The organism is Salinispirillum marinum (assembly GCF_042650105.1).
GTDB lineage: Bacteria > Pseudomonadota > Gammaproteobacteria > Pseudomonadales > Natronospirillaceae > Salinispirillum > Salinispirillum marinum.
Genome location: NZ_JBHSAL010000002.1, coordinates 749,103 through 762,323 on the forward strand (window position 1 = coordinate 749,103; position 13,221 = coordinate 762,323).

Genomic DNA, 13,221 nt, shown 5'->3' on the forward strand with positions numbered 1-13,221 from the left:
ATAAAAAATTCAATCATCTCGGTTGGGCGCCGTGCCCAGTCCGCAATGACATAGGATAAAGGGTCATGACGCCACCATTTCGACGGCTTCGTCGAGGTTGACAGAAACCAATCGGGATACGCCCGGTTCGTTCATGGTAACACCCATCAACTGATGTGCAATTTCCATCGCCACTTTATTGTGCGTAATGTAAATGAATTCTACCTGTTCCGACATGGCCTCGACCAGTCGCGAAAAGCGTGCCACGTTAGCATCATCCAAGGGGGCGTCCACTTCATCCAGCATACAAAAGGGTGCCGGGTTCAAGCGGAAGATAGAAAACACCAAGGCTATGGCCGTCAGCGCTTTCTCACCACCCGACAACAGGTGAATGGTGGCATTCTTTTTACCGGGCGGGCGCGCCATGATGGCAACACCCGTATCCAGCAAGTCTTCACCCGTCATTTCCAAATAGGCGTGCCCGCCGCCAAACACCTTGGGGAACAACTCTTGCAGCCCTTGGTTCACTTGATCGAAGGTAGATTTAAACCGGTTTCGGGTTTCTTTATCGATCTTCCGTATCGCCCCTTCAAGGGTTTCCAAAGCGCGCTCGAGATCTTCGTTTTGCTGATCCAGGTACTGCTTGCGTTCATTCTGCACCGCATACTCGTCAATGGCCGCCAAGTTGATGGGCCCGAGCCGTTGAATACGTTGCGTCAATTGTTCGATCTGCTGTTCGGTGGTAGCCACCGTCGCGTCGGGTGGCAAATTCTCCAACAACGTCGGCAGGTGGTAATTTTGTTCCTGCACCTGTTCTTCTACCGTCGACTTGCGGGTTTCCAGACGTTCCAAGTCCATTTGATGCTGCTGGATACGTTGCTGCCATTGCTGGATCCGTTGCTCCAACTGCAAACGCTGCTGCTCGAAGCCACGAATTTGTTCATTAAAGCCTTCCGCTTCCGCCCGCGCCTGCTCAAGCTGTTGTTGCAAGTCGAGTTGCCGTGCGATGTGTTCTTCCAACTCGGCGCGCACACTGTCGTCCGGGTCCAGTAAGGCTTGCAAATCCAAGTGCAGAGTTTCCGCCCGCTCATCCAACTGACGCTGCTGTTGTTCGGCGCGGCCCAAGCCTGTACGCAGAGCATCGGCTTGGGTTTGTAAGCTCTGTACCTTAAGTTCGATGCTGTGCCGCTGTTGATCAGCCTGGCGCTGTTGATTGCGCAATGTCTCTAATTGCTGTCGGGCGTCGTCGCGGCGCTCGCGCAGATGTGTTTTATCGTCGGCGGTGTCATCGTGCTGTTGGGTCTGCGCCAGTTGCGACCGAGCCTCGTTCAACGCGGTGAATTCACGTTCGTAATCCTGCTCTAATGAACGCAGCTCGGTGCGATAGCGCTGCAACGATTGTTGTACCGCCTGATGCGAGGCGCTTAACGCAGAAATACGGGTTTCGACAGTATGCACATTACGCCGCGCTTCATCCAACTGGGCACGCTGTTGCTGCCATTGCTGTGCGCTGGCATCAATGGTGAGCTGCACGGCATTGAGATTCAGTTCGGCGTCTTCAACTTCAAAATCCAGTTCATCGACTTCGGTGATTAAGGTTTCCAATCGCTGTTGTTGCGCCAACACCCCTTCACGGTCGGCAGCGCTGCGAAAGACCCGCGTCCATCCCCTACCCAGCCAAACACCTTCGGGGGTAATCAGGCTCTCCCCTGGGTTCAGTTGCGCCAGCCGTGCGCGCGCATCAGCCAAGTTTGTCGCACGATGTACACGATTCAATTCAACCAATAAAGCAGCCGGGCCTTTTACCCCTTCGGCCAGTGTATCGGCTTGCACAACGGGCATGGCAACACTGTCGTCCAGCCAACTCAAACGAGCATCGGGCAAATGTTGCCAAGCGGATTCAGGCAAACTCTGCGCCGGTACAATATGGCTTTGCAGCCAATGACCCAGTACCCATTCAACCGCCTGCGCCCAGTCCGGGGGTACATCTAACTGCTCCATTACTTGGGGGCTGCGGTGTAATTGCCATCGGTTCAGCCAATCTTTTACCTGTTGGGTGTCACCGGCTTGGGCATGCAATAAGGTTTGCAGCCGGGTGATTTCCTGTTGCTGCTGGTTCAGTGTTTGACGGAGCGTTTGCACATGGTCTCGCCGTTGCTGCTGTTGCTCTCGTTGTTGCTGGATTCGTTCTTCCGCCTGCAAAGCTTCGGCTTCGGCTTCTTCCAAGCGCAGCTGTGCGGCTTCACGCTCCATATCCAGTTGCGACAATTCTTCCGTAGCGGGGTCATCTTCCAGTTGACTCAACTCTTGACGTAAGCGTTCCCGACGGGCATTGAGTTGATGCAATTGATGCTCGGCTTGCTCGATGCGCGAACGCAACCGTTCCGTTTGTCGGGCCGCTTCGGCAGAGCCCAAACTGTATTCCAGCCATTCTTCTTCGTACTGGCGGAAGATGACTTCTTGTTCTTGCAGGCGCAGGCTCAAGTCAGCACTTTCTTCTTGCCAGTGCAGTAACTCAGGGCGTAAAAGTTCAAGCTGTTCATCCAATTCTTCCAGCTTGGCTTGATCGGTTTCATGGTGCTGTCGTAGCTCATGCCTGTCGCGTTCGATCTGGCGCAACTGTTCCTGCAATTGGGTCACTTTATCGCGCTGATGCGCCGATTGTTGCTCTAAACGAGCGATGTCGTTGCCGGTTTCGTAGTAGGCTTTTTGTACGCTTTGAAAGCGCTCATTCGCCGCTTCATTCGCTAGGCGAATATCCTCTGTGGCCGCTTCCTGTTCACGCAACTCCGCTACCTGTTGCTCGCGGTCACGCTCACCTTCCATCAGTTGCAGGCGAACCGCTGCCGCTTCGGCGTCAAATTCGCGCCACCGTAAGGCACTTAAATAAGCGCGCTGTTGTTTCTCCTCGGACTTAAACTGACGGTATTTTTCCGCAGCCTGCGCTTGGCGCTCTAAATGGGCCAGCTGGCGTTGCAGTTCCTCACGGATGTCCGTCAAACGTTCGAGGTTTTCTTGCGTACGCCGCATGCGGTTTTCGGTTTCCCGGCGGCGGTCCTTGTACTTTGATATACCCGCCGCTTCTTCCAGAAACACGCGCAATTCTTCCGGCTTTGATTCGATCAAGCGCGAGATCATGCCTTGCTCGATAATGGCGTAACTGCGCGGTCCTAACCCGGTGCCGGCAAACAGGTCGGTGATGTCCCGGCGGCGGCATTTGCTGTTATTGAGGTAATAGGACGACTGCCCGTCTCGCGTGACTTTGCGTTTGATGGAAATTTCATTGTATTGCGCATAGGGGCCCGTAAGGCTGTGGTCGCTGTTATCAAAGATCAGCTCAACCGTGCATTGGGCTACGGGCTTGCGGCGCGTGGAGCCGTTAAAAATCACGTCGGTCATGGCTTCGCCACGCAAGTTCTTTGCCGACGACTCGCCCATGACCCAACGCACGGCATCAATAGTGTTCGATTTTCCACAACCGTTTGGCCCGACGATAGCCGTCAGATTATTTGGAAACGGGATATGCGTGGGGTCCACGAAAGACTTGAACCCCGCCAGTTTGATGCTTTTTAAACGCATGGATGAGCTTGACTCTGCACCGGTAGATTTTTATTCATGCGTCGCATTGTAGAGTGTTTTTTCGCTCTGTCACCAGCACTAACGCGCAATCGGCGAGAAGCTGAGCATTACGGCCGCGTCATCACCTTCCGTATTCACTTGCAGCATGGGCGCTTCATGTGTGGCCTGTGCGGCGTTTGCAGTTCCTCCCGGCGAAATAAATGCCGTGACTTCTACGGTGTCGTAATCGGATAAGCGTGCATCGTCATTCATCCGATCACGATCCGTCAGGATCAAACGACTGGGTAGTTCACCGACCCGATGGCGTTGCACCGCTACTGGCATACGCTCACCCACAGGCCGGGCCAGAACAAACACCACGGCATCCGCCGATATACCGGCAGGCAGCGGCGTGAATACGACTTCTACACGCTGCGTAGTGCTGGCCAGAATCGGGATATTGGCTTCGCCGCCCAACTGCTCTTGGGCTGCCTGGATACCCGCCAGTACGATATCGCGCTCACTGCCTTCCGGGGTCAACTCCGCGAACACCGTCCAGATATCAATCGCTTTCTGATACTCACCGTCGGCAAAATAAGCAATGCCTAAGGTGCCCATGGCGCGCACATTTTCCGGGTCCAGGCGAATGGCTTCTCGGAAGTCTCGCTCTAATGCTTCGGTCCACGTCTGGCCAGCCAAGAAGAAATGTAACTGTCCGCGTGCCGTCAGGATCATGGATAAATCCAGCGGGTCGTATTCTCCTTGCGCACGATAGTTGGCTTCAACGCGATCATACGCTTGGATAGCCTCAGGAAACCGGCCTGCCTGAGTGTAGGCGTCGGCCAACAGAAACCAGTCTTCGGTCGTCGGGTTGGCTTTGCCCAACACATAGTCTTCGTAGGCACTCATGAACGCCATGAAGTCTGCTTCACTCTCTCCGCGAACCTGCGCTTTTTCGTACAGAGCCAGCGTTTCTTGTGCACCCAGACGCTGATACAAGGACAACGCTGCTACGGACACCAGCAACGTGGCGACCACGGCCCACGGCCAATGCAATCGACCGCGTGCGCGCAGAGTTGCTTCCGCCGTGCCGGTTTCCGCCAACAGGTTCTTATCCAATTCAGCCAAGAGGATCGCAGCTTGTTGTTCGTCCAGCGCACCCATGGCTTGCTCTTCGGCAATTTCGGCACGCCGGGCATCATAGGCTGCCAACCGATCACTGTTGCGCGCGAGAATGATGTCTCGCTGCGCGCCATACACCGCCGGGTAGGCAATAAAAAGCGCTGCCAATGCCGTCAGCACCAACAGCATTATCCAAAGAGTCATGACTTATTCACCTGCTGTCGAAGTTCGTTAATGCGCGCTTGTTGCTGCTCCGGGCTTAATTCTTGTTCAGGACTGCTGGCTGGGCTATGGACACGCCGCACCGCCCAAACCGCCATCAATAAGCCAACCACGGTCAGCGCGATGAGCGCAAAAATCCACACCATGTGTGCGCCAAACCGTGGCCGATAGGTGACGAAATCACCCCAACGTTCGATCATAAAGTCGACAATTTCTTCGTCGGTGTAACCGGCTTCCAGCAACTGTACCGTGCGTTGACGCATGTCCAAGGCAATCGGCGCATCCGAGTCTGCAATGCTTTGATTCTGGCAGCGCGGACAGCGGAGCTCATGGGTTAGGGTAAAGTATCTTGCTTCATAGCTGGGGTCGGAAAAATCCCGGATAAACGCCGATTCACTGGGTGACGCCGCAATTTCCGAGCGCGCTTGCGCGGCGCTGTAGGACGCCGCGATAAAGCTAAAACACAGAGACAAAAAGATCAGGCTGGCCAAACTGAGCCGTCTTTTAACCGCAGGTCGAGGTGGCATCATAAGTTGTTATAAACCTCAGCCAAAGAGCTTTCCCAAACCCGCTCGTCGATGACACCGACATGGCGATAACGCACCACGCCTTCCGCATCTACAAAGAAGGTTTCCGGAGCGCCGGTAATGCCCAGGTCAAAACCTAATGTGCCCAGTGGGTCGAAGACGTTCATCACGTAAGGGTTCTCCAAACGTTCCAACCATTCCAAACCACCTTCACGTGTGTCGCGATAATTCAACCCAACAATACGCACACCATCTTCGGCCAGCTTGTTCAACACCGGGTGTTCAATACGACAACTTGGGCACCAAGATCCCCATACATTGAATAAGAATGGCTCACCGATGATGTCGGCATTGGTCATGGTGACTTCGGCATCGTCCAACGCTTGCAGCTCGAACGCTGGTAACGATCGGCCGATCAAGGTCGATGGCAGGGTTTCAAAATCCTGTTGAGTGGACAGGATATAGCCGAAAATCGTGCCCGCCACCAAGACCAAAAAGAAAGGTATGAAGAGTGCCCAACGCATTACTGTGCTCCCAATTTGATTCGACGATACCGTTTATCCGCAATGGCCAACGCCCCACCTAAGGACATCACAATGGCCCCCAGCCAGATCCAACGTACGAAGGGCTTCACTTGCAGACGAACAGCCCAATCGCCACTCGTTCCCAACTCCTCGGCCAATGAAACATAAAGATCACGCGGTAAACGACCGAAAATACCGGCCTCCGTCATCCACTGGCCTGCGGCGGTGTAAAACCGTTTTTCCGCCCGCAATACACCAAATTGCCGGTCATCTTTGAACACCGTGAAGGTACCCATACGACTGACGAAATTAGGGCCTTGCCATTCATCGTAGCGGGTGAACTCGAACGTCCAAGCACCCATTTCTTGACGGTCTCCCGGCCCCATGCGGACATCCGCTTGCTGTTCAAACTGTGTCACCATGGTGACTCCGACGGCCAACAGGGCCATACCCAAGTGCCCCAGAATCATGCCGTAGTAGCTACGGCTTAACTTGCGCAACCCGGTCCAAACACTGGGCGCATTGCGGGTACTGTCATACAGCGATTTAATTAACCCCAGTGTTACCCACCATGCCAAGGTTAAACCCAACACCACGCGCCAATTCAGCGCTCCCGCGTATAGCCAGTTGCACAAGGCGGCCAAAGCAATGGACAAGGCGATGCTATAGCCTGCCCAAGTCACAACGGGTTGCACCTCGTGGCGCTTCCAACGTACCCACTGCCCCACACCGAGTAATAGATACAATACCGGAGCCAGCAACACGGTAAGATCGTTAAACCAAGGCGCACCGATAGAAATTTTACGTAGACCTAATAGGTCATTCGCCACCGGCGCAAAGGTTAAAATAATAATTAACGCCGTAAACAGCGTCAGCATCAGATTATTGCCAAGTAAGAACATCTCGCGTGACAGCCACTCAAAACGGGTAGCAGACGTTAGGGTCGGCAATCGAATGGCATACAACAGCAGCGAACCGGCGGTAAAGGCGATAAATATGCCTAAGATAAACATGCCGCGCTCAGGGTCGTTAGCGAACGAGTGGACAGACGTTAACACGCCTGAACGCACCAAGAACGTGCCCAACAAGGTCATACAGAAAGTCGTGATAGCAAGCAACACTGTCCAACTCTTGTACACGCCACGTTTATCGGTGGCAGCCAACGAGTGCATCAGCGCCGTGCCCACCAACCATGGAATCAGGGATGCGTTCTCGACCGGGTCCCAGAACCACCAGCCACCCCAGCCCAGTTCGTAATAGGCCCACCAGGAACCCAAAGCGATTCCCAAGGTCATAAAGGCCCAAGCGACGGTTGTCCAAGGCCGAGACCAACGGGCCCATGCACTGTCCAAGCGGCCAATCAACAAAGCCGCAATGGCAAATGAAAAGGCGACCGAAAAACCGACATAACCCATGTACAGCAAGGGTGGGTGGAAAATCAAACCAATGTCTTGCAATAAGGGGTTTAGGTCGGTGCCGTCCATGGGTGGAAACGGCAGATTACGGGCAAAGGGATTGGAGGTGAAAATGATGAAGGCATTGAAGGCCGCTAAAATAAGGCCCATGACACCCAAAACAACGGCAACCATGTCTAAGGGTAAGCGCCGACTGAAGGCCGCCACCGCCACCGCCCAGAAACTCAGAATCATCACCCACAACAACATGGAACCTTCATGCCCGCCCCACACAGCACTGACCTTATAATAGATGGGTAAGGCACTGTTGGAGTGTCCGGCCACATAGCGCACGGTAAAATCGTCTTGAATAAAAGAGCGCGTCAAGATGATGTAGGCCAGCAGCAGAAAAGCCGCACCACCCACCGCCATGGGCCGGGCTAGCCGCAACCAGCCTGCGTGCTGGCGGTAGTATCCCAATAGCGGAAACACCCCTTGCGCCAGACTAAGAAAGAAGGCAAAAATCAGTGCCAAAAGACCAAATTCAGGTGTCATTTAATACTCCGCAGGCCGTTTAGGAAGGGCATGTCCTGCGGCTTCCAATGCCGCCGCAACTTCAGGAGGCATGTAATTTTCATCGTGCCGTGCCAACACTTCAGTGGCTTGAAAAACACCATTGGCATCGACACTGCCCATCGCCACTACACCCTGCCCTTCGCGGAACAAATCAGGAAGAATACCGGTGTAGGTCATCGTGATATCGGACAAAAAATCGGTCACCTCAAAACTCACAGCCAGCGATGCCTGATCACGTCGCACACTGTCCGGGACTACCATGCCCCCGGCACGAATCGGCTGCCCGATCGGCGCCGCACCATCGACAATCTCCGTGGGTGAAAAAAACAAATTGACCTGGTGGCGGTTAGCAAACAGCACCAAAATAACGGCCACACTGAACAGGGTTACCGCAATTAAAATCAACGTTAAGCGTTGACGACGTACCGGGTTCATACTGCTCCTCGTTTTTTCATTTTGCGGTATTCCCGCAGCAACCGGCGTTTTTGCAAGCGCAAGCTGATGAGATGACCAGCAATCACCACCAAGGTGATGCCATAGACGGACCACACGTAAATTCCATGTCGCCCCATACGAACAAAGTCTGCGAAGGTTTCGAACTGGCCCATATTATGCCTTCTCCCATTGCGCTAACTCATCCTGTGCCCAGCGTGTTTTGCGCTCTCTATACAGAATTTCCAACCGCGTGCGATAGATGACCAATCCCGCCACACACAAATAGGTTGCAAACATACTCAACAATAAGGGAATCAGCATTTCCATGGCCATGGTGGTTTCCTGCGTAATACGAATGGTGGCGGGCTGATGCAAGGTATTCCACCACTCAACGGAAAACTTAATGATGGGCAGATTAACCACGCCCACCAACACCAGAATGGCCGCCGCTTTGTCGGCCAGTTTTTGTTCATCTATGGCATTGTGAATGGCCCACAAACCGACAAACAAAAAGAACTGAATCAACATGGACGTGAGCCGGGCATCCCACACCCAATAAGTACCCCAGGTCGGCTTGCCCCAAATGGCTCCAGACAACAGCGCCAAGGCGGTGAGTGCCATGCCGACAGTGACACATTGACGGGCCACCATATCGGCTAACTTGATGCGCCATACCAGACTGATGACGGCTAAAATAGCCATGCTCAAATACACCGCCATGGATGCGCTGGCTGATGGTACATGCACAAAGATGATGCGGTAACTGTTACCTTGTAAGTAGTCCTCTGGGGCGAACACCAATCCCCATACCCAACCGGTGGCCAACCCTATCAAGCCCAAAAAAGCAAAAACACGCGCCAGGGTTAAACTGATACCGTAAAACTTCTGTGGCGATGTCCACTGATGGAACCACTGCCAGCTAAGCCAATTCAAACGCAGCCAATTCAACATCTCAGCCTCTAATCATTAAGGGATAATCGTAAGGCACCTGCCGCTACCCAGGGCGTTAACGCCACGGCAAATAACGCAATGGCGGCGGTAAACAACAGGGGCGCAATATAGCTCATGTGCAACAAAGCAGCCGCAATGGCGCCTGTACCAAAAATCAGTACGGGAATATACAAAGGCAAGACCAATAATGACAATAACAGGCCGCCACGGCGCAGCCCGACCACCAAGGCCGCGCCCATAGAGCCGATGCAACTGAACGTCAGCGTACCCAATGCCAGCACCAGCATGGTGAGCGGCATCACGCGCACCGGCAAACCCAACATCATGCCCAGCAACGGCGACATGAGCATCAACGGTAATCCGGTAAACAACCAATGGGAGATCACTTTAGCCAACACCGAATAGGCCAGCGGTGTACCCCGGGTCGCCATTTGCTCCAAGCCACCATCGGCATGGTCATAACGGAACAGCGTGTCCAGTGACAACAAGGTAGACAGCAAGGCTGCAACCCACAATATACCGGGCGCCAGGATGGCCAGGCGTTGCATATCGGGTGTCACCGCCAGCGGAAACAAAGCAATGACCATCACATTGAAGGCTAACGGGTTCACTAGCTCTGAACGCCGACGAAAGGCCAGCAATATCTCTCTCTGCCATAACGTCATGCAGCACCTTGCAACATCAAAGGGCGCGGCGCTAATGCCGTGGGTTCATGATGTGTGGTCAGCAAGACGGCACCACCCAGGGCGCAATGCCGGGCCAGATGTCGCTCTAGTTCAGCCACACCCTTTTTGTCCAGGGCCACAAACGGCTCATCCAACACCCAACACCTGGGCATACCCTCAACGTAGAGCTGGGCTAAGGCGATACGGCGTTGTTGCCCGGCCGACAGTTCGCTGCCTAGGCTGTCATCAAATCCGGTGAGTCCAACAGACGCCAGGGCTTCATCCACTTGCGCGTCGGTCAGCACGACACCCGACAACCCGACGAGGTAACGCAAATTTTCGGCGACCGTTAAATGCGCCGACACGCCGGTTTTATGTCCGCTGTATAAAAAAGGTGGGCGCCCATCGACGGATGCTGACCAACGCATAGCACCATCAACGTAATGATTCAGACCCACCAAGCCACGGAGTAAGGTCGTTTTACCGGCGCCATTTGGCCCAAGCACCCGAACGCATTCACCCCAAGACAATGAAAACGTCAGATCACTGAACAGGTGGCGATCATCACGCTCACACGACAGATCGGATGCTTGCAAAGCCAAAGTGTTGAGTGGCATGGATGGCACGATAACCTCATCGCCTAGGGTTGATAAATGGGGGTTTAAAAAGGCGCGCCAATATAGCATTTACCGACGGTCTTGTGCAGCGTTATGCAGTGTCTATACGCATCTGGCTTGGCTCAGTATCCGGCCGCCAAATCCACCTGATTGCGCAGGGCGTGCCCTGCCTGATAGCGCTGTAAATTGTCCAACACAATCGGCAACACCCATTGCGGCTGGCTTTGTGCTGCAACATGTGGCGTCACCGTGACTTGCGGATGGCGCCAAAAGGGATGTTCGGCTGGCAGGGGTTCTGTTCTAAACACATCGAGTACCGCGTGGCGTGCGGGGGCATCATCCAAGGCGGCCAGCAGGTCGCTTTCCACCACCGCACTACCCCGTCCGACATTAATGAACAACATATTGCCTGCCGTGGCGGTAAAAAAGGCGCGGTCCAATCGCTCAACCGTATCTGGCGTACTGGGCAGCGTATTGATGATGACCCGATACGCGCGCAGATCAAGAGCGGCATCACCCCAAGTCAGCACCTGCGTAAAGCCCGGCTTGGGCTGTCCTGAACGACTGAGTCCATCGACCTGTACAAACCATGGTGCCAACCGCTGCGCAACCGTTGCACCAATAGCGCCCGTACCCAAAATCAACGCTTTCGCTTCCGCAATCGTGACGTAGTCTTGAGGCTGCCATTGCCGTTGCTTTTGCGCTTCATAAAACGTAGCCCAATGCCGGGTATGCGCCAACACCTGCCCTAAAGCATATTCAGCGATGTGCGGACCGGCGATATCGCGTGAATTCGTCACGATGAGATCCGTCGGTAACGCACCTCGTACAGGCAGCAACGTATCGACCCCGGAATAGAAGGTGTGAAACCACCGGATATTCGGCAGCTTGGGCAACCACTGTGCTGCCACCGGAGTATCACCCCACATGACCGTACAGCGTTTGGCCCGAGCAAAAAAGTCCGGATCGTCCAGAAAAACCCAGTGTATATCCGATCGATCTTGAGTCGTCAGCAACCGTTGCCACTGCTCCAGACGTTCGCTGACCACAGCAATCCATAAAGGCTCGTTTTGGCTCATTATTACGGGCTTTTTATTCATGCGCTGGGTCTCCAAACCATTGATTGTCCACAATAGTTTACCCCAGATGAGGTCTTAAAAGTTGGACCCTTGTGTTTCATGAAAAAACTCACCACTATTAGAACAGATCTGAAATCTTCGCACGGTGGTCTACTTGTCGACGTGCGGTGCGAACCTTTCAGAACTTCACTAGCCGTGCATGACACACAACAACAACTTGAGAGAAAAGAACCATGAATAAGAAAGTGCTTATGTCAGCAACGTTGGCCGGTTTGATGGCCGCAGGGTCACATGCCGTTGCACAAGAAATCAAAGTTGGTTTTCTGGGTGGTTTCACTGGCCCAATTGAAAGCCTCGCACCGGGAATTTTACAGGGTGCTCAACTGGCCGTCAGTCAGGTAAATGCTCAAGGCGGTTTATTGAATGGCCGTACCTTGTCAATGCCAACGGCCGATACGACCTGTGTTGACGCTTCCGCAGCATCAAACTCTGCAGACCGTTTGGTCAACAGCGAAGGCGTTGTCGCCATCGTGGGTGGTTTGTGCAGTGGCGCTACCATCGCAGCGGCTAACAATGCGGGCATCCCCGGCAATGTTGTGATGATTTCTCCTGCCTCTACCGCACCTGCGGTATCGGACATCAACGACAATGACTTGGTCTTCCGTACGGTGCCTTCTGACTCTTTCCAAGGTATCGCACTGGCACGTTTACTGTTGTCGAAAGGCATCCGTGAAGTAGCGGTTACTTTCCTGAACAACGATTATGGACGTGGTTTGGCAGACGCTTTCGTGGCTGAATATCAAATGAGTGGCGGCCAGGTTCTGGCGAACGTTGCGCATGAAGAAGGCCGTGCAGATTACCGTTCAGAGCTGGGCAACATTGCCTCATCAGGCGCTGAAACCTTGGTTGTACTGGCTTATGCTGACGGTTCCGGTCAAACCATTGTTCGTCAAGCCTACGAAAGTGGTAACTTCCTGCAGTTGGTCGGTGCTGACGGTATGGTCGGTGACGCACTGGTCAATGCAGTTGGTGCACAGGCTTTGGAAGGCATGATCGCCACTCGTGCCGGTTCACCTGAAATTGAAGGTGCTGACGTGTTTGCTGCCGCTGCCAATGCGGTAAATCTTGACCCCAATGCAGTTTACGCTGCCCAAGCCTATGACGCGGCTTTCTTATTGGCCCTGGCGATCGAGAAAAATGGTTCAGCTGATCGCGACAGCTTATCAGATGCCCTGCGTTCAGTCGCCACTGCTCCTGGTGAAGTCATTCTGCCCGGTGAGTGGGAAAAAGCAAAACGCCTGATCGCTGCGGGCCAAGACATCAACTACGAAGGCGCTGCTGGTAGCCAAGAGTTCGATGCCAAAGGTGACGTACCTGGCGTTGTGGTTGAAATGGTGGTGCGTAATGGCCGTTTCGAAACACTGGGCCTGATCGACTAAAAAGCACTAAACGGTCATGTTTTCTGGAAGCTTGATCGTCGTGAAAAAAAAACCCCAAACCGAGGTTTGGGGTTTTTTTTGTGCATACGATAAGCGAACGACAAAGCAACTTAGACAAAGCAACTTCGACACA

General features: G+C 53.8%; 12 protein-coding genes. 1 reads left to right on the plus strand and 11 read right to left on the minus strand.

The genetic code is table 11. The features are described 5' to 3' along the window. Window positions 1-63: 63 nt before the first annotated feature. The 11 genes from smc to ACFOSD_RS10690 form a co-directional block, all read right to left on the minus strand. On the minus strand, window positions 64-3,558 hold the full coding sequence (smc, locus tag ACFOSD_RS10640; RefSeq protein ID WP_380696307.1) for a chromosome segregation protein SMC: 3,495 nt from the start codon (window positions 3,556-3,558) through the stop codon (window positions 64-66). A gap of 78 nt (window positions 3,559-3,636) precedes the next feature. Then, complete coding sequence (gene ccmI, locus ACFOSD_RS10645; protein ID WP_380696309.1) at window positions 3,637-4,863, minus strand: c-type cytochrome biogenesis protein CcmI; 1,227 nt, start codon at window positions 4,861-4,863, stop codon at window positions 3,637-3,639. Next, complete coding sequence (locus ACFOSD_RS10650; RefSeq protein WP_380696311.1) at window positions 4,860-5,411, minus strand: cytochrome c-type biogenesis protein; 552 nt, start codon at window positions 5,409-5,411, stop codon at window positions 4,860-4,862. Before ACFOSD_RS10650 ends, ccmI begins: the two co-directional genes overlap by 4 nt. Next, window positions 5,408-5,932: a DsbE family thiol:disulfide interchange protein gene (locus ACFOSD_RS10655; protein WP_380696313.1), complete on the minus strand. Its 525-nt coding sequence runs from the start codon at window positions 5,930-5,932 to the stop codon at window positions 5,408-5,410. The genes ACFOSD_RS10650 and ACFOSD_RS10655 overlap by 4 nt, the downstream gene beginning before the upstream one ends. Next, window positions 5,932-7,881 (minus strand): heme lyase CcmF/NrfE family subunit, encoded by a 1,950-nt coding sequence (locus ACFOSD_RS10660; RefSeq protein WP_380696315.1) that lies wholly within the window; start codon window positions 7,879-7,881, stop codon window positions 5,932-5,934. Before ACFOSD_RS10660 ends, ACFOSD_RS10655 begins: the two co-directional genes overlap by 1 nt. Then, window positions 7,882-8,337, minus strand: a complete 456-nt coding sequence (ccmE, locus tag ACFOSD_RS10665; protein WP_380696316.1) for a cytochrome c maturation protein CcmE — start codon at window positions 8,335-8,337, stop codon at window positions 7,882-7,884. Further along, window positions 8,334-8,510, minus strand: coding sequence for a heme exporter protein CcmD (ccmD, locus tag ACFOSD_RS10670; RefSeq protein ID WP_380696318.1), 177 nt, complete (start codon window positions 8,508-8,510; stop codon window positions 8,334-8,336). Before ccmD ends, ccmE begins: the two co-directional genes overlap by 4 nt. 1 nt (window position 8,511) lies before the next feature. Next, complete coding sequence (gene ccmC / locus ACFOSD_RS10675) at window positions 8,512-9,288, minus strand: heme ABC transporter permease CcmC (RefSeq protein WP_380696320.1); 777 nt, start codon at window positions 9,286-9,288, stop codon at window positions 8,512-8,514. Between the two features lie 8 nt (window positions 9,289-9,296). After that, window positions 9,297-9,953 carry a heme exporter protein CcmB gene (ccmB, locus tag ACFOSD_RS10680; protein WP_380696322.1) on the minus strand — a complete coding sequence of 219 codons (657 nt, stop codon included), beginning with the start codon at window positions 9,951-9,953 and terminating at the stop codon, window positions 9,297-9,299. After that, window positions 9,950-10,570: a cytochrome c biogenesis heme-transporting ATPase CcmA gene (gene ccmA, locus ACFOSD_RS10685; RefSeq protein ID WP_380696324.1), complete on the minus strand. Its 621-nt coding sequence runs from the start codon at window positions 10,568-10,570 to the stop codon at window positions 9,950-9,952. Before ccmA ends, ccmB begins: the two co-directional genes overlap by 4 nt. 122 nt (window positions 10,571-10,692) lie before the next feature. After that, window positions 10,693-11,670 (minus strand): D-2-hydroxyacid dehydrogenase, encoded by a 978-nt coding sequence (locus ACFOSD_RS10690; protein ID WP_380696326.1) that lies wholly within the window; start codon window positions 11,668-11,670, stop codon window positions 10,693-10,695. Between the two features lie 212 nt (window positions 11,671-11,882). Between ACFOSD_RS10690 and ACFOSD_RS10695 the strand changes: the two genes are divergently transcribed. After that, window positions 11,883-13,088 carry an ABC transporter substrate-binding protein gene (locus tag ACFOSD_RS10695; protein ID WP_380696328.1) on the plus strand — a complete coding sequence of 402 codons (1,206 nt, stop codon included), beginning with the start codon at window positions 11,883-11,885 and terminating at the stop codon, window positions 13,086-13,088. Window positions 13,089-13,221 lie beyond the last annotated feature (133 nt).

Excerpts from the sequence above, each read along its gene's own strand:
- smc (WP_380696307.1), bottom strand. The coding sequence starts at position 3,558 with ATGCGTTTAAAAAGCATCAAACTGGCGGGGTTCAAGTCTTTCGTGGAC.
- ACFOSD_RS10660 (WP_380696315.1), bottom strand. The coding sequence starts at position 7,881 with ATGACACCTGAATTTGGTCTTTTGGCACTGATTTTTGCCTTCTTTCTT.
- ccmD (WP_380696318.1), bottom strand. The coding sequence starts at position 8,510 with ATGGGCCAGTTCGAAACCTTCGCAGACTTTGTTCGTATGGGGCGACAT.
- ACFOSD_RS10650 (WP_380696311.1), bottom strand. The coding sequence starts at position 5,411 with ATGATGCCACCTCGACCTGCGGTTAAAAGACGGCTCAGTTTGGCCAGC.
- ccmA (WP_380696324.1), bottom strand. The coding sequence starts at position 10,570 with ATGCCACTCAACACTTTGGCTTTGCAAGCATCCGATCTGTCGTGTGAG.
- ccmI (WP_380696309.1), bottom strand. The coding sequence starts at position 4,863 with ATGACTCTTTGGATAATGCTGTTGGTGCTGACGGCATTGGCAGCGCTT.
- ccmC (WP_380696320.1), bottom strand. The coding sequence starts at position 9,288 with ATGTTGAATTGGCTGCGTTTGAATTGGCTTAGCTGGCAGTGGTTCCAT.
- ACFOSD_RS10695 (WP_380696328.1), top strand. The coding sequence starts at position 11,883 with ATGAATAAGAAAGTGCTTATGTCAGCAACGTTGGCCGGTTTGATGGCC.
- ACFOSD_RS10690 (WP_380696326.1), bottom strand. The coding sequence starts at position 11,670 with ATGAATAAAAAGCCCGTAATAATGAGCCAAAACGAGCCTTTATGGATT.
- ccmB (WP_380696322.1), bottom strand. The coding sequence starts at position 9,953 with ATGACGTTATGGCAGAGAGAGATATTGCTGGCCTTTCGTCGGCGTTCA.
- ccmE (WP_380696316.1), bottom strand. The coding sequence starts at position 8,337 with ATGAACCCGGTACGTCGTCAACGCTTAACGTTGATTTTAATTGCGGTA.
- ACFOSD_RS10655 (WP_380696313.1), bottom strand. The coding sequence starts at position 5,932 with ATGCGTTGGGCACTCTTCATACCTTTCTTTTTGGTCTTGGTGGCGGGC.